The organism is Amycolatopsis sp. cmx-11-12 (assembly GCF_046269425.1).
GTDB lineage: Bacteria > Actinomycetota > Actinomycetes > Mycobacteriales > Pseudonocardiaceae > Amycolatopsis.
Map to the genome: position 1 here is coordinate 1 of NZ_JADNQM010000013.1, position 16,117 is coordinate 16,117.

The window sequence follows — 16,117 nt, forward strand, 5'->3', positions numbered from 1 at the left end:
TTTACGCTGGGACCCGCGGCCACCAGCCGATCAGGGTTAGTCCACACAACCGACCATGATCAACTGGTGGCCGCACCTGTCTACGGGCAGCCCACCAGCGACATCACGAAGTCCGGCTGGAGTACTAGGGCGTGTCCGGTGGATCTTGGGTTGGCGTTTCGGCGCCGTGAGTCGTAACTGGACCGACCCGCGTGCAGTCCCGCCGCCCTCTGACCAGAGTGGTCTGTGAAGGTGACCTCACGGACCAGAAACCGAATCGCCACCCACGAAAGGCAACTCCACCCCTCATCAGCGTCCTCACAACCAAGATCCACCAGACACGGCCTGGTGCCCCGTCCAGCAAGGTTCGCGGGGAATGCCGGCGAACCTTGCCAGACGCTGGTTGGTGAGTGCTCCCAGCAGTCGTGCATTTGACAGCTATCCGTTTGAAATGCGCACCATGAAAGGACCGCACCGGTGGCAAAAACAGCAGCGAGACGCACGAGATTCTCGCGGAGAAGGTTACCTGTCATAATTGCGGTGTTGTGCGTGGCCACGGGGACCATGTCCATCCCGGCTACCGCCGCGTCTCAGGAGGACTTCGCCACCATGGCGCTGATCCAGCTGACGCTCACCTCCGTCAAGGACGGCCGTCTCCTGGATGTCAAGGATGGTGCCCGCAACGACGGCGCGGCCATCGTCGTTAACAAGGCGCCAGGCTCTGCCCAGTCGTGGCGCATCAACACCGGAGCCAACCCTGCCTTGGGATTCACCATCGTCAACGACACCACCGGCAAGTGCCTTGACGCGCCCAGGCTGTACCAGCAGTTGCAGCAGCAACCCTGTGATGGACGCGCGAGCGAGAAGTGGTACTTCCAGCCGGTCACCGGATCGGGGCAGAAGGCCTTCATGATCCGCCACGAGGCCGACAACTCCTGCTTGTCGCCGCAGACCCCCGATCATAGCGACAACGGGGTCTATACCGACGAATGTAGCGGCACACCTCTTCAGCAATGGACCATCCCCGCCGACGTCTACACGAAGGCGTTGAGCACGGCCGTTGACTACGCCGCCGCCCGGTGCACCAAGGACACCTCGACCTGCTCGTGGTCCACGACCACCCAACAGCGCCCGGTGCTCCTGCCGCAGGTTTGTGTCTCGCCAGTGTGGTACAACGACACGTCCGACACGATACCGTGGACCTTCACCCTCACCACCTCCACGGGCTGGACGAACACAGTCGGTTTCAAGCTGAGCGCAAGTCTGCAGCTCGGCTCCGACGCCCTTCCCATCAAGGTCATGGTCGCCGGCGAGGTCCACGGCGAGACCTCGTTGAACCTCAAGGAAGACTTGGGTAACAGCCTGACCGTCTCCGTGCAGGCCAGGAAGTACGGATGGGTCGCGTTGTCCGAACTGGCGACGCAGGTCACCGGTACCTGGACGTTCGACACGCAAGGTTTCGCGTGGACCATCGAAGACACCATTACCGTGCCCCTCAAGCACGATTCCAACGGCGGCGCGAGCGTCTACCACGCCAAGACCAGGCCGGAGTTCACCAACTGCGCCGCATAGAAGCCTGGCTCTGACTGGGTGATGTGGCCCCATTCGGACCGTCCGGTCAGGATGGGGCCATTGCGTCTGGTTGAGCCACGCATGACGAAAGGATCGCAAGATCTGGGTAACAGTCTGCTGGTGACCGTGCCCCTCATCGGCAGTACGGATCGGTCGCGTTGTCCGAACCGGCGACGACGGTCGTGCCGCGGGTGGCATGGCGAGATCGGGGCATGCCGCGCCACCGCCACCACACTCCCCGCGACCCGAACGCACCCGGCCTGGAGGAACGGCAGGCGTGGTCACCAACGAGGCACTCGCCAGACTGGACGTCACCCGCGCCCGGCTCGGTCAGGGCAACATCACTGGAGCGCTCGCGGCCGCCGAACCCGTCCTCGGCCTGGACCCGCAGCTACGGATCCGGCAGATCGACAACACCATCAGCCTGGTGCGCGCGGACGCACGGGCACTCGCGCGACGCGGCCCGGCTCGATGACCGCCTCACCGGCTACCTGACGTCGGCCGCGGGTGGTTCGCGAGACTTAGGTGAGGACGTTTCCCAGGTGCATGACGATCGTGGTGGTGCCCGCGGTCGTGGCGAGTGCGAGTGCCGGCCGGTGCCAGGTGCGGGTACGGAGCCACCGGCTGGGGAGCAGGGTGATGGGCAGTGCGAGGCAGAGGATGGCGAGGGTGGACAAGGCCATGGCCGAGGTGAGGTAGGGGATGAGGTCGTGCTGGGGGTCTCGTGTCAGGAGGCATCCGGTGGTGGTGAGGAGAGCGGCCAGTGGGGCGGCGGCGAGTGAGTTCCCGAGTCCGTTGCGGCCGTGGAGTGCGGTGAGGGTGAGTACGCATGCCGTTGCCGCGCTGACGGCGATCCACCAGTCGAGCCGGTCCAGGGCCAGCGGGTCGGTGTGATTGACGTTGACGGGCAGCAGTTCGCGTCCGGCCAATGCCGCGGCCGTAGCGGCGACACTGGTCGCGAGCAGTGAGAGCCGTTGGCGGTTCCAGTACCAGGCGAGACCGGCGATGACGATCAAGCCGAGTGCGGCCGGTTCTTGCCACGCCGCGGTCATGCCCGCGATCGCTACCCCGAAGAACCAGTTCTCGGCGATGGTGATCAGGGTGCCGGAGGTCATTCCGATCCACCAGGCGCCGGTGAACAACGCGGTGTTGAGCACGGCGGCGAGGATCCAGATCCGGCGTGGCGTGGGGACGGCGCCGGCGTGGGCAGCCCAGAGTGCGGCGAGGGCGAGGCTCAGGCAGGCGGCTCCGGCCATGGCGAGTGAGACGGCGACGAGTTGCGGCCAGTCGCCGAAGGGGCTCAGGTCGGTGGTGCCGGTGCGGGAGAAGTCGGTCAGGAAGCCCAAGGCCACACCCAGCGGCAGGCTGAGGGTGACACCTGCCAGGGTGAGGGCGGAGCGCTGGGGGGTTCGCCAGAGCGCGGTGCCCCAGCCCGCCGCGGTCAGCACACCGGCGAGCAAGCACGACAGCGGTACCGCGTAGGTCTGGGAATTCTCTCCTGTGCCGAGGAGCGTGGGGAGTGCCACCAGGGTCGCCGTCTGGGCGGCCATCGCGGCGAGCGCACCGTAGACGACACCGTCGAGGACCCGGGTCTGTCCGGGAAGATCGCCTGCGTCGAGCACGGCGATGCGTCGCGCGGGCGGGGGATGGATGGCCCTGGCCCGGTGCCACCAGGACATCCGCCTGGTGGTGGTGCGGCTGAGCAACGCCCGTAACGGTGCCGACGGGGTCCCTCGCACGGAGCGGAGGTCGGCTTCGTGCTCGCGTGAACGCAGGACGCTGGTGGAGACCAGTGCGGTCAGGATGAGCACCAGCGCCGCGCGAGCCGCGTATTCGGCCCAGAACGGTGTCCACAGCGTGTGCGGGGACGCCGTGTCACTGCTCAGCAATACCCGGATTTCGGTGGTGGCCATGGGAAGCAGCAGGACGGGCGGTAATGCCCACCAGACACCTCGGGTGAGCCACACCAGGCCGACGTCGCCGGCCGCGACATGGGCGCTTTCGTGCCGCACGATCGCCTCGGCCTGCTCAGCGGGCGCGGTCACGATTCCGGGTGGGAGCACCATCCGGGTCCGGCGCAGGAACCGGATGGTGAACGCCTCCCGCAACGCCAGCGAGCCGAAGACGACCTGCGGGGGTGCCGCGTGGCGGTGCATCGAGCGCACCGCTCGCTCCGCGCGTTCCTGCCACACCGCCGGTGCGGGCCGGACGGGACCCGCGCGGCGAAACAGGCGCCACGGCAACAACTGTGTCAGCGCGAGACCGAGCAGAAGTACCAGGACCGCACCGCTGAGCGAGACCAGTCCCTTGCGTCGTTCGGCGGGTGCCAGGCACTGCAGGAACTGCTGTGACTTCTCCACGCTTTGGGCTGGTGTGTCTCCGGCAGTGACTGGAGGTGTCGCCGCCCGGCAAGTCAGGAAGGCGTCCCGCCACGCCAATCCCAGGAACTGGCCGTGGAGAAGGCTTCCGACGAGCACTCCGGCGAGCAGCAGCACCACGATGAGCAGCGCGTACCGCCCGCGCCCCGCGGACGGTACGGATGCGGTTCCCGTATCGACGCCGGGCGGTCGCTGATCAGTCGTCGTCACTGGCAGGTTTTCCGGGCAGTAGCGCGTCGCTGACCTTGCCCGCGATTTCGCGTGCCACCTCGGGACTGGCTCCCGTGCCGGTCAGATGGATCGTGATGACCATGGTGAGGTCGGCGTCGGCATTCGCCGGAGGGGGAGCGTCGTCGGTAATTCGTCCTGCCTTGCGCGCGGCCCATGCCTTGGTGAGCCGGTCGCGTACCGCGTCCAGCGTCTTGTCAGCCGCTTTCTCCACGAGAACGTTCCCGAGATAGGCCGCCGCCGCGAGAACGTACGGCGTCATCAGCACCAGATCGACACCGATACCCACCGGCGCACGCAGGGTCTCCGGATTTAGCAGACTGTCCGGGTCACGCCGATACTCGTCCACGACGGCGTCGAACAGGTCGAGCTCGGGCGGATAGTGCGTGCCGACGATCTCGCGGGCGAGATTCAGCACGTCTGGATCACCAAGCGGAACCGCCGAGGGCGACGGACGGCGCAAACCCATAAGAAGCCCCTATCTCGTCAGCACGGCCCACGCCGCGATACCGGTACCTGTCGCGACGGACACCGCCTCTGTTACGAGAGGTCTTTAACTGAAACAATTCAAGCGATCGATTCGCCATGATCGTGCCGAGGTGCTGTCACTCGCTCGGGCCGCCGGCGTCCAGCGATTTTGCTGATCTGTACCTAGGTTTGAGTTTGATCGGGTTCGTTGGGGTGTGGCCGGTGTCATGGCCTGTTGGTAGTTGCACCCGTCCGGCCATGTGGTGTCGTTGTCGGCCAGCGCGTCGCGCAGTGAGGCTTGGTGAGATCGGCTTCAGCGAAGACCGGCACCTACACCAAGATCTGGTACACCGACAGCGGCGGCAATACGGTCACGAACTATGCCTACGCCGACTCGAGCTTCCAGGCTGGCCAGAGCTTCACACTCAAGCGCAACGACGAGCACACTCTCATCGCCTCCCGCGGCTCAGCCGACGATCCCGACGGACCGGGAAACCCGTACCTCTGCGACGCCTACGCAATGCAGCACAACGTGGGCGGCGAACCGTATGACATTTGTGGAGCGTAGCCGCGTCCAGCACCTTCATGCCGCCCGTCCGTGACAACCATGTCGCAGGATACGCGAGCCAATGAGAGTTACAGGCTGACTCGCGCTAGGCGGCAAGCGATAGCACTAGCAAGTATCGGGCCGAGGTGATCCGGCCTGCGCGCCGACTGCTACTGGTCTCGAGTGTCGTCACGCTGGCCTTGAACGTGGCTGAGCCGCTTATCGCGGGGGACATCGGGCGAGCGCACCTAGTTCGAATGCCGTGGATCGCGGTGGCACTGGCCGGTGACCCGCTTCGTGCGATCCCGATGCGGTGCAAGGTCAGGGTTGCTGATCCACCGCGACGAGGCGGAGTTCGGCGGTGTAGGTGTCACCGTGGCCGTCTGCCAGCCACGTCTGTTCTGGGGTGGGCAGCATTTCGGTGATGGTGAGGGTCGCATCCGGGTCTTTCCTGGTCAGCCGCCGGATGGCTTTCGCCAGGATCTGGACGTAGACCGGGCTGTCGAAGTCGACGTAGAGCGGCCTTGGTTCGGTCGGCGAGACGGCGAAGACGAAGCGGGGCAACCGGTTAGCCCGCGCCCATTGCCGGGCGCGGAGGAACCGTTCGGACTCGGTTTTCGACTCGGCGAAGGAGAGTTCGCCCGCCCGCGGGCGCCAGGTCTCCCGGGCCACGACCAGACGGTCGACCGTGGTCCGCGGGGTGTGGGGTAGGTCTGGGACGGGTTGGAAGGCGTCCATCACCAGCCGTGTCAGCACCTGGGAGAACACCTCCAGGACGTCGAACTCCTGGCCGTCGGGCAGTTGGACGACGACGCGCCCGTCACGTTCGGAGACCACGGCGTCCGCGCTCAGCGCGACTCGCGGCCGCGACGGGTCGGCGGTGTGGTCGAGCAGTGCGACCTGGTAGTCCTGGTCCCGTACCAGCGACTGGCGGGTCCTGGCGGACAACCGGGTGTGATTCTCCTTGGCCAGCAACGGAAGCAGCCTTGGGCCAGGGAAGTCGCCGGTGGTCAGGTCCAGCAGTTCGGTGACCTCGGGATGCTGGGTCAGGAACACGGACGCGCCCATCGTGTTGATCGCGGTATGCAGCTCGCCGAGCACGACCTGGAAATCCCCGCGTGCCACGGCTTCCTTGCTGTCCGCCAGCAGCAGCACATCCGGGCTGACGTACCGCGAAGCCGCCCAGCCGGGAGTGCCCGGCGGTACCGGGAACAGGCGTTCCACCTCGGGGCGCAGTGAATCGGCCGACAGGGTCACCCGGCCGCCCTCGTCGGGCAGGAGTGAGGACCATCGTCGCCGGAAGTCTGCTCGGATGTCCGCGGCGTCGGCCGGGGCGTCCCCGTGCAGCAACGGCATGCATGCGAACCAGAAGGAGGCCAGGTCGACCGGCCCGGGGCCGAGTCCGGCCAGGATGGTCCTGGCGCGTTCCGAGGTGCGTCGGGCCAGTTCGGTGGCCATCCACCTCGCACTGGTCAGGAAGAGTTCCAACGGTGCGAGTGCCTCGGCCATCCGGCTGCCGAGCAGGACCCGGGCACCCCGGCGGGCGTCGGAGTAGGCCACCGCCCGGCACGGCGCGACCCGTGCCCCCTTTTCCCGCAGGGACGCCACGTCGGTCAGGCCGGTGAAGTCGTCGCCGAGCGCGGACAACGTGGCGCCCAGCGAATCGGCGTCCGCCGCGCGACGGACTTCGCCGAGCCGGAACTCCAGCAGCTCCAGCGTTTCCAGGCACTCGCGGCGCAGCCCGTCCTCGCCGATCCGTTCCAGCAGGGCGCGCAACGCCCGTTCCGGGTGGGGCCCGGCCGGTACCTCCAGCCGCCAGGTCATCCAGCGGTCGCCGCACATCCGCTCCAGGATCCGGGCCGTGTCCTCGACACCGGTACGGCGGCCGATCTCGTCCGCGGTGAGTGTGCCGTCGCACAGCACGAAGATCTTCTCCTCCTCCGGGCCGACCGGTACCGGTGGCCTGCCCGGGACACACACCTGGCCACCGTCGAGCCGGACGAACGGCACCCGCCGTGGCGCGAGCCAGCGGCGGAGACCCGGTTTCCCGTCGAGCGTCTTGGCCAGCGAGTCGATCGCCCAGCTCGACAGGTACACCTCGGAGCTTTCGATCAGCTCCGGCGAGGTGGTGACCCGGAGCCCGGTCAGCGCCGGGTCGAACCGGCCCCAGCCCACCGGCCCGAAGAACCCGATCGTGTCGTTCTTGACGCAGAACCGCTGCCAGTAGCGGGCGACGAGTTCCTCGCGTTTGCGCGGCATGTTCGTCCGGCCCTCGACGGTGGGCGTCCAGGCAAGGAAGGGCGTGAGCGTTTGCTCCACCACGGACTGGTTCTGCCAGGTGATCGCGGTCCGGAACCGATCGTCCGCGGCGATCTCTTGGAGGACGAACGCGGTGTCGACCGCCGCCTGGTGGTAGGCGTCCTCGAAGGCGGCACGCTGGGCGCTGTCCGGTGCTTCCCCCGCGATCGCGTCCGCCGCCTCGCCCAGACCCTCGGGGGCGAGGCGGAGCACGCCCTCCGCGGGGAAGCCGGCGCCCCGAAGCACCAGCTGCGGCCAGAGTGACCACCGGCCGCCGATCGGGACCAGCGCGCCCATCACGCCCGCCCGGCGGCGATCGCGAGCACCGCGTCGGTCAGAAGGTCGGGCGAGGGATTGGTGAACACCGCACCCAGCGGCAGCTCGACGCCCAGCTCCCGGTGCACGCCGACGGTCAGTTCGAACGCCGCCATGGAGTCGCCGTCGGATTCGAAGAAGTCGCTGTCGGCGGTGAGCGTGTCGTTGTCGAGGGCCGCTCGGTACAGCCGCAGGATGACCGCGGCCGTCTCCGTGTGTGTCCGTTCGACGGTCGGTGCTTTCTCGTTCATCGGTACTGCCTTTCCGGTGCTGGTGTCGATGCTGTGGTCGGTGCCGGGCCCGGCCGCCAGGCCGCGGCGACGAAGATGGCGCTGGCGAAGGTCGCCGCCAGCGCGACGAGGTAAAGCACCGGGTCGAGCCCGGCACGCTCGATGAGGAACCCCGCGAGGAGGAACCCGGCAGGTCCGCCGAAGGCGTTGACGGTGATCACCGCCTGAAGCACCTTCGGCCGCCACGCCGGGGGGACGCGGGTGGTCAGCAGGGTGAAGTAGGGCGCGTTCAGCACGGGTACCGCGGCCGCCGACAGCGTGAGCGCGGCCAGCAGCCAGGGCAGCGGGGCACCGGTGACCAGCACCCACAGCGGCAGCGCGATCACGACGGCCGCGACCGCGGCGAGCATCCGGGGCGGGCAGCGCGGCGCCACCAGGTAGGCGGTGACCGAGCCGGCCACCGCACCACCCCCGGAACAGGCGACGAGCAGGCCGCCGACCGCCGGGTCGCCGTCGAAGCGCTGGAAGGCCAGCAGCGGCAAGGCGATCCACAGCATCCGGAACAGCAGGCCGTAGAGCACGCTCGACACGGCGGCCAGCCCCAGGAACCGGTCCCCGCGTAGATATCCCAACCCGGCCAGTAGCCCGCGCGGGGCTTCGGCGGTTGCCTGCCCCGATCCGACGGCGGGTACGGCGAACAGGAGCAGAGCCGACACCGCGTAGGTGGCCGCGTCGGCGAGCAGCACCTGCCCGGGTGACATGGTGGTCAGCAGCAGCCCGGCCGCCGCGGGGCCGGCGAACGCGGCGAGGTTCACCGTTCCTTCGAGCACGCTGTTGACCCGGGTCACCGCCATGGCGTCACCGCGCACCAGTTCCGTGCCCAGCAGCCGTTGTGCGGCCAGATAGGGAATCGTGAACACCCCGAGCACCACGACGATCCCGATCAGCAGGCCGAAGCTGAGCGCCTGGGCGGCGTGCAGCACCGGCACCAGCGCGATCACCGGCGCCCGCGCGACGTCGCACCACACCATTACCCGGCGAGGCCCGAACCGTTGCACCACCTCACCACCGAGCAGGCCGAACAAGGCGGTGGGCAGGATCTGCGCGGCGAAGACCAGCCCGGCCCGCCCCGCCGACCCGGTCTGCTCCAGCACGAACCACGGCAGCGCCAGCATGCTCATCTGCGAGCCGAAGGCGGAGATCCCTCCCGCCAGCAGCAACGCGCGTACCGGCCACCTCAAAGCGGCCGCTCGTCCAGCGCCCGGCGGATGATCGCGGCCACTTCCGGTGCCGACGAGTCCACGATGTCCATGTGACCGCCGTCGACGGTGTGCACGGCCAGCCCGGTGGTCAGCCCCGTCCACAGTTCGACCTGGCGGGCGTGCCCGTCGTCGGTCCGGTCGCGGGCCAGGACCAGGACGGCGGGCCCGTCGTAGTGGCCGTGCCGATGCTCCGCCAGCGCCTGGAGCAGGGCCCGCCACATCCGCAGCGGCAGTCCCGCCACCGATTCGGTGGTCACCCCCATCGCCTGGGAGCGCCGGAGCAGGTCCAGGATCCGGGCCAGCTGCCGGTCGCGTTCGGGGGAGAGGCCGTGCGGGAGCGTCGCCACCAGTTCTTCGGCCTCCCGGAGAAAGCCGACCTGTTCGGTGACCCGGCTTGCCTCCGCGGCCGTCGGCATCGGCGGGTCCAGCAACAGCAGCGGGTCGACCCGGCGTCCCGCCGCGCGCAGCTGCCGGGCCATCTCGTGGGCGAGCACCGCGCCGAAGGACCAGCCGCACAACGCGAACGGCGCCTCCTGTCCGGTGGCCAGCAGGTCGGCGACGTAAACCTTTGCCAGCGCCTCCACCGTTTCCGGCGTTTCGCGGTCCCCGTCGGAGCCGGGGGCCTGGAACGCCAGTACCGGGCGGTCCTGGCCGGTCAACGTCGCCAGCTTGACGTACCAGCGGACACTGCCGCCGGTGGGATGCACCAGATAGAGCGGGGCGCCGGGGCCGCCCGCGCGCAGCCGGACGAGGTTCGCCGACGGCGGCGGGCTCGCCGGCGCGGACGCGGCGAGCGCGGTGACCAGGCCCCTGATCGTCGGATGCTCCAGCACCATCGGGACGGTCAGGGTGATGCCCGCGTTCTGGGCCGCCGCGCGCATGTCGAGCAGGGTCATCGAGTCGCCGCCGAGGTCGAAGAAGTCGTCGGTGACCCCCACTTCGTCCAGATCCAGTACCTCCGCCCAGATCGTGGCGAGCGTGCTCTCGGTCGCCGACGCGGCGGTGACCCGTGGTCGTGTCTCCTCCTGATCGGGTTCCGGGAGGGGAAGCCGGGTGCGATCGACGATCCCGTCGGAGGTCAGCGGGAATTCACCGAGCCAGGTCCAGGACTCCGGCACGAGGGGTGCGGGCAGGTGTTCGGCGGCGAACGGCCGCAGATCGGCGCGGACACCGGTCAGGTAGGCGGACAGGCGCCCCTCGATCGGCACCACCAGCGCGTCGCGCACCTGGGGGTGCCGGCACAGGACAGCGCGGATCCGGGCGGTGTCGGCTCGCACGCCCCGCACCCGGATCTGGTCCGCCTCGAGGCCGAGCACGTGGAGCGTACGGCTCCCGTCCACCCATCCGAGATCGCCGGTGCGGCAGAATCGCCCGCCGGGATGATCGGCCAGATGGATCTCACCGACGACCCCGGCGGGTGCCGGATGGCCCTGACCATCGAGCACGGTGATCCGCGCACCCGGCGCGGGCCGGTAACCCGATGCCTCCTTACGCGCGACGAAAAGTCCTGTCTCGGTGCTGCCATAGCCGGTGACCACGGTGATTCGGTCCGGCAGCGCGTCCAGGCACCACGGCGGCAGTTCCCCGCTCACCCACAGTTCGTCCACTTCGGACAGACAGTGCGGGTCCTCGGTGAGCAGCCGGGCGCCAAGGGCGGCCGTGAGCGTCAGCCGTCCGACCCGGTGTCGCGCGATCAGCGCTCGCACCTGTCCGGCATCGGGCAGGGAAGCGGGGCTGGGCACGAACAGGCCTCCGCCTAGCAACGGCCCCCAGAACGCGTCCTCGTCCGGCCCCAGGTTCAGGCTCACTTTCGCGGTGCGTGGGACGCGGTTCAGGATCGCCCGGTGCGACAGCGCGCGGCCGTCGGGTTCACTCGAGGCCCCGCGCGGCAGGACGGCGAGGTCCGCGTCGACCACTTCCGCGGGCTCCGCCGATTTCACGTCCGTCAAGGGAAGGACGGGAACCGGATCGAACGCCGCCCCGGAAACCGTCGGCACCACCGCCTGTGCACCGCGCGCCACCGGAGACGAGGCGTCGGCACCGGACAGTGGGACCACGACCGCGCCGGCCTTGAGTACCCCCAGCCAGGCGACCGCCCGCTCGGCCGGTTCCGGGACGAACACTCCCACCGGGGCACCGGGCCGGATACCGTACCCGGCGAGATCCGCCGCCACGGCGTCGGATCGCCGGTCCAGTTCGGTATAGGACAACGCGGGCGCGACCGCGACCCGGTCGGGTGTCCGCCGGGCCTGCGCGCGGAAGGCCTCGTGCAGGGTGGTTTCCCGAGGATCCGTGCCGGGGCCGGTCAACGGCTGCACGTCGTCCTCGCCGAGGAACGCCGAACCGAACGGGCCAGGGCCGTCTTCGGCGATGGCCGTCAGCACGGCCAGATGGAGCCTGGCGATGGCCTCGGCCCGAGCCGGGGAGAGGACCGCCTTGTCGGCCTGGAGCGTCATCAGCCTGGGGTGGAAGGTGACGGCCAGCGGCAGATCGGTGTAGGCGACCTCCCGCATGTCGTCGGAGACCTCCGCGCCGATGTTGTGGAAGCTGACGTAGTTGACCAGCGTGGTGATGACCCGGTGGCCCTGGTCCCTGGTCATCGACGCGGTGGGGTAGCGGCGGTACGGCTGGATGTCGCGTTCCTTCGCGAACACCGCGCGCAGGAACTCCCGCCAGGTCGCGGGCGTCTCGGTGACACCGAACGGCGCGAGGGTGAGGAACAGCCCACGCATCCGCTCGGCCCCTGGCAGTTCGGGACGGCCGTTGCAGGTCAGCCCGGTCGACACCGCGGTGGTGCCCGAGAGGATCTGCATGGCGCGCAGGTGTGCCGCGATCATCACCGTCTTGAGCGGCACCCCGGCGGCCGCGGCGGCGGTGTGCAGGCGTTCGGTCAGCTCCTCCAGTGGCGCCTCGATCTCGTGGACGCCCTGGTCGTCCCCTGGATCGGTGGCGGACTCGGGCAGGGTCACCGGGGTGAGCGCCCGCGCCTGTCCCGCCCAGTACTCCCTTGCCTCGAAGGACTTCTTGGCCTGCGCTTCGAGCGCGACGTACTCGGAGAACGGGGGCGGCGGCCGGAAGGGGGGCACCGTCCGGCCGGTGACCCCGGCGTCGTAAAGCTCCCGCAGATCGGCCAGCAGGGAGGTCAAGCTCCAGCCGTCGATGATCGCGTGGTTGTCGGTGACGGTCAGGCGGGCCCACCGGTCGGTCATCCGGTGCACGGCCAGCCGCAGGAGCGGCGGCCGGTCCAGATCGAGCGGTGTGGCGCTCTCCTGCCGGAAGAACTCGGTGTAGGCGGCGTCGCGCCTGTCCTCGGGAAGCGCACGCAGATCCACCACGAGCGGCCGGTGCTCGCCGCGCGGGTGCACCAGCGCCAGCGGTTCGCCGAAACCACCCGGCGCCAGGGATGTCCGCAGGATTTCGTGGCGTGCCACAAGTTCCGCGACCGCTTGGTCGAGCGCGTCGCGGGAGAACGGCGTGAAGTGGTCCACGAGGAAACCGGTGACGTTGTGGTACGGCGTCCGCCCTGGCCGCGCGGTCATCTCGTAAAGGATGGCGCGCTGCATCATCGTCTGCGGGTAGGCGTCGGCCAGTCCCTCCGGCAGGCGCCGACGGTCCTCGGGAGTGAGCAGGCTGAACGGGGTCACCGCCGGACGCGGCTCACCTGCCTCCGGCGCGGCTTCGGCCAGCGCGGCCACCGTCCGGTGCCGGAACAGGTCGTGCACGCTGATCCGCAGGCCTGCCTCCGCGGCGCGCCCGGCCACCCTCAGCGCCAGGATCGAGTCACCGCCCAGGTCGAAGAAGTCGTCCTCGGCGCCGACCCGGCCGACACCCAGCACCTCGGCGAACACCGCGGCCACCCGCTGCTCGGCAGGGGTCCTCGGTGCCGGTCCCGTGCCCCCGGAATCGGGGCGGGTCCTGTCCGGCTCGGGCAGCCGGGCGAGATCGACCTTCCCGTTGGCGGTCAGCGGGAACTCGTCCAGCCAGACGAACACCGACGGCACCAGGTGATCGGGCAGGTCCTTCCGGAGCCGGGCCCGCACCTCCCCGACGGGACGGCGCACGCCGGTCAGATAGGCGAGCAGTCGGGGGGCGCCGTACTCGTCCGGCCGGGCCGTCACCACCGCCGCGCGGACCCCGTCGAGGCGGGCGAGCGCGCTTTCCACCTCGCCCGGTTCCACCCGGAACCCGCGGATCTTCACCTGCTGATCGGAGCGGCCCAGGTAGTCCAGCGTGCCGTCCGCGCGCGTCCGCGCCAGGTCCCCGCTGCGGTAGAGCCGGGAACCGGGCCGGCCGAACGGATCGGCGACGAACCGTGCCGCCGTCAGGCCAGGACGGCCCAGGTACCCGCGTGCCAGTCCGGCTCCCGCGATGTACAGCTCACCCCGCACTCCAGGTGGCACCGGCCGCAGGCGGTCGTCGAGGAGATGGATCCGGCGGCCGGGGAACGGCCCGCCCACCGGGCTCACCGGGGCGGACAGATCCGCCGAGGTGAGCCGGTGCAGTGTCACGTGCACGGTGGTCTCGGTGATCCCGTACATGTTGACCAGTTCGATACGGTCCAGGCCCAGTCGATCAGTCCAGTCCGCCAGTTCGGACGGCGCGAGTGCTTCGCCGCCGAACACCACCCGGCGCAGGCGCAGTTCCGCCCGACGGTCCGCGAGCACCGGCGCGAGATGACCGAAGGCGGTGGGCGTCTGGCTGAGCACGGTGACTCCGGCACGGACGATCAGGTCCGCGAACGCCTCGGGAGCGCGCACGGTCTCGGCCGGGGCGATGACCACGCGGCCGCCGGAGAGCAGCGCGCCCCACAGTTCCCAGACGGAGAAGTCGAAGGCGAACGAGTGCGCGCACGCCCAGACGTCGCCGGAGGAAGTCGGCAGGCTCTCGCGATTGGCCTCGATCAGAGTGGTCACGTTGGCGTGGGTGACGCCGACGCCCTTGGGCACCCCGGTGGATCCGGACGTGTGGATCACGTACGCCAGGTCGTCGGGACTCAGCGGTACCCCGGGGTCGTGCGTGGGGTACCCCGCCGGTGTGGCGTCCAGCCGTAGGACCGCGGTCGCCCGGCCGGCGAGCAGTGCGTCCGTGGCGGTCTCGGCCAGGGTGACCAGAACCTTGGCGTCCACATCGGACAGTGCGAAGCGCAGTCTTGCCTCGGGGTGCGCCAGATCGAGCGGGACGTAGACGGCGCCGGCCCGGAGCACGCCGAGCGCGGCCACCGCCAGATCCACCGCCCGGGGTAGTCCGATCGCGACCCGGTCACCCCGGCGGACGCCCAGCCCCAGTAGCCGGTGGGCGAGCTGGTTCGCCCGGGTGTCGAGGTCGCGGTAGGTCAGTTCCTCGTCCCCGCAGACGACGGCGACCGCGTCCGCGCTCTCCGGCATCCGCTCCCGGAACACGGTGTGCACGAGCGATCCCACCGGATCCGGTCCGCCGTCGAGCCCGGCCGCCAGCAGTTCCGCCTCGGCGGCGGGAAGGACCGGCAGCGAGACGATCGGCACCGTCGCGTCGCGCGCGATCCCGCCGAGCAGCTCGGCGTATCCCCGGGCCATCCTGGCGGCGGTTTCCCGGTCGAACAGGTCGGTCGAGTACTCCAGCGACCCCCTGAGCCCGCCGGACCGTTCGCGGGCGAGGCTCAGCACGAGGTCGAACTTGGCCGTGTCCGTGGTGAAACCCAGCGGTTCGGCCCGGACACCGTCGAACTCCGGGCCCGGCGAGGGAACCTCGGTGTCGAGGTTGAACACCGCCTGGCACAAGGGATCCCGGCCTGGCCGCAGCTCCCGCGCGAGGTGTTCGAAGGGCAGATCCTGGCGCTCGAAGGCGGCAAGGCACCGTTCGCGGGTGCGGCCGAGAAGACCGATGAAATCCGGTTCCCCGGAGAGATCCCCGCGGATCAGGACGGTGTTGGCGAAGAACCCGATGACGTCCTCGTAGCCGGCCCCGGGGCGGTTGGCCGTCGCGGTGCCCACGACGAGGTCGTGCTGTCCGGAGAAGCGGCCGAGCAGCACCTGGAAGGCGGCCATCCCGGCCATGAACAGGGTGCAGCCGTGCTCCCGGGCCAGCGTGCCGAGCGCGTCGGCCACCGCCGGTTCGACCGCGAAGGCGGCCAGCGCTCCCCGGTCCGAGCGATCGGTGGACCGGGGACGGTCGACCGGCAGGTCCAGCGCCGGGACGCCGTCCAGTTCCTGTTTCCAGAACCTCAGCCGCCGTTCGCCTTCCGGGCCTTCGATCAGCGCGTGCTGCCGACGTGCGAAGTCGGCGAACCGGAGGGCGGGTGGCGGGAGCGACCGGCGGTGGTACAGCTCGGTGAACTCGCGGAGCAGGATCGTGGCGGACCAGCCGTCGAACACGGCGTGGTGGACACGGAACACGAGTACGTGCCCGCCAGCGGCGAGCCGGAGCACGGCGACCTTGAGCAGTGGCCCCTCGGCCAGGTCGAGCGGCTCGTCGACCAGGTCCCGGATCAGATCCCTGGCGGCCGGCAGCCCGGTCACCTCGTGCACCGCGACGGAACCGGCCGAGTCTGGCAGCACCTCCTGCCACACTCGGCCGTCGCGGTAGGCGAACCGCGTGCGCAGGGCGTCGTGCCGGGCGACGAGGGCGTCGGTGGCCTCACGGACGCGGTCCACCGCCAGCGGGCCGGGCACATGCAGGGCGAGCGGAACGGTGTAGGCCGCGCTGCCGCCGAACAGCTCGTCGTGGAACCACAACCCGGTCTGGGCCGGGGTCGCGGGCAGTGGCCCGGACGGCCGCGCCGGGGAAGCCTGGCCGGGAGAATTGCCGCCGAGCAGCATTCCGGCGAGGCGAGCACGCAGCTCGGTCGCGTCGAGATCCGTCATC

General features: G+C 69.9%; 9 protein-coding genes. 3 read left to right on the forward strand and 6 right to left on the reverse strand.

Translation table 11 applies throughout. The features are described from left to right. The first annotated feature begins 528 nt into the window (after positions 1-528). Positions 529-1,551, forward strand: coding sequence for an RICIN domain-containing protein (locus tag ACLARN_RS19315; protein ID WP_409492823.1), 1,023 nt, complete (start codon positions 529-531; stop codon positions 1,549-1,551). Positions 1,552-1,828: 277 nt separating this feature from the next. After that, complete coding sequence (locus ACLARN_RS19320) at positions 1,829-2,026, forward strand: hypothetical protein (protein WP_409492824.1); 198 nt, start codon at positions 1,829-1,831, stop codon at positions 2,024-2,026. Between the two features lie 46 nt (positions 2,027-2,072). On the opposite strand, the gene ACLARN_RS19325 is transcribed toward ACLARN_RS19320, so the two are convergent. Both ACLARN_RS19325 and ACLARN_RS19330 read right to left on the reverse strand, forming a co-directional pair. Further along, the gene (locus ACLARN_RS19325; RefSeq protein WP_409492825.1) at positions 2,073-4,139 is read right to left on the reverse strand and encodes a M48 family metalloprotease; all 2,067 of its coding nucleotides are present in this window, start codon (positions 4,137-4,139) and stop codon (positions 2,073-2,075) included. After that, positions 4,126-4,575, reverse strand: coding sequence for a hypothetical protein (locus ACLARN_RS19330; RefSeq protein ID WP_409492826.1), 450 nt, complete (start codon positions 4,573-4,575; stop codon positions 4,126-4,128). Before ACLARN_RS19330 ends, ACLARN_RS19325 begins: the two co-directional genes overlap by 14 nt. A 351-nt stretch (positions 4,576-4,926) precedes the next feature. Between ACLARN_RS19330 and ACLARN_RS19335 the strand changes: the two genes are divergently transcribed. Further along, the gene (locus ACLARN_RS19335; RefSeq protein ID WP_409492827.1) at positions 4,927-5,193 is read left to right on the forward strand and encodes a hypothetical protein; all 267 of its coding nucleotides are present in this window, start codon (positions 4,927-4,929) and stop codon (positions 5,191-5,193) included. 300 nt (positions 5,194-5,493) lie between these two features. On the opposite strand, the gene ACLARN_RS19340 is transcribed toward ACLARN_RS19335, so the two are convergent. The 4 genes from ACLARN_RS19340 to ACLARN_RS19355 are packed head-to-tail and all read right to left on the reverse strand — an operon-like array spanning position 5,494 to position 16,116. After that, positions 5,494-7,767 carry a lantibiotic dehydratase gene (locus ACLARN_RS19340; protein ID WP_409492828.1) on the reverse strand — a complete coding sequence of 758 codons (2,274 nt, stop codon included), beginning with the start codon at positions 7,765-7,767 and terminating at the stop codon, positions 5,494-5,496. Beyond that, a complete protein-coding gene (locus ACLARN_RS19345; RefSeq protein ID WP_409492829.1) occupies positions 7,767-8,036 on the reverse strand; it encodes a phosphopantetheine-binding protein in 270 nt (89 codons plus the stop codon). Before ACLARN_RS19345 ends, ACLARN_RS19340 begins: the two co-directional genes overlap by 1 nt. Next, complete coding sequence (locus ACLARN_RS19350) at positions 8,033-9,256, reverse strand: MFS transporter (protein WP_409492830.1); 1,224 nt, start codon at positions 9,254-9,256, stop codon at positions 8,033-8,035. The genes ACLARN_RS19345 and ACLARN_RS19350 overlap by 4 nt, the downstream gene beginning before the upstream one ends. Next, positions 9,253-16,116 carry an amino acid adenylation domain-containing protein gene (locus ACLARN_RS19355; protein ID WP_409492831.1) on the reverse strand — a complete coding sequence of 2,288 codons (6,864 nt, stop codon included), beginning with the start codon at positions 16,114-16,116 and terminating at the stop codon, positions 9,253-9,255. Before ACLARN_RS19355 ends, ACLARN_RS19350 begins: the two co-directional genes overlap by 4 nt. Position 16,117 lies beyond the last annotated feature (1 nt).

What these genes read in the sequence shown, in the direction of transcription:
- ACLARN_RS19340 (WP_409492828.1), bottom strand. Translation starts at nt 7,767, where the DNA reads ATGGGCGCGCTGGTCCCGATCGGCGGCCGGTGGTCACTCTGGCCGCAG.
- ACLARN_RS19345 (WP_409492829.1), bottom strand. Translation starts at nt 8,036, where the DNA reads ATGAACGAGAAAGCACCGACCGTCGAACGGACACACACGGAGACGGCC.
- ACLARN_RS19355 (WP_409492831.1), bottom strand. Translation starts at nt 16,116, where the DNA reads ATGACGGATCTCGACGCGACCGAGCTGCGTGCTCGCCTCGCCGGAATG.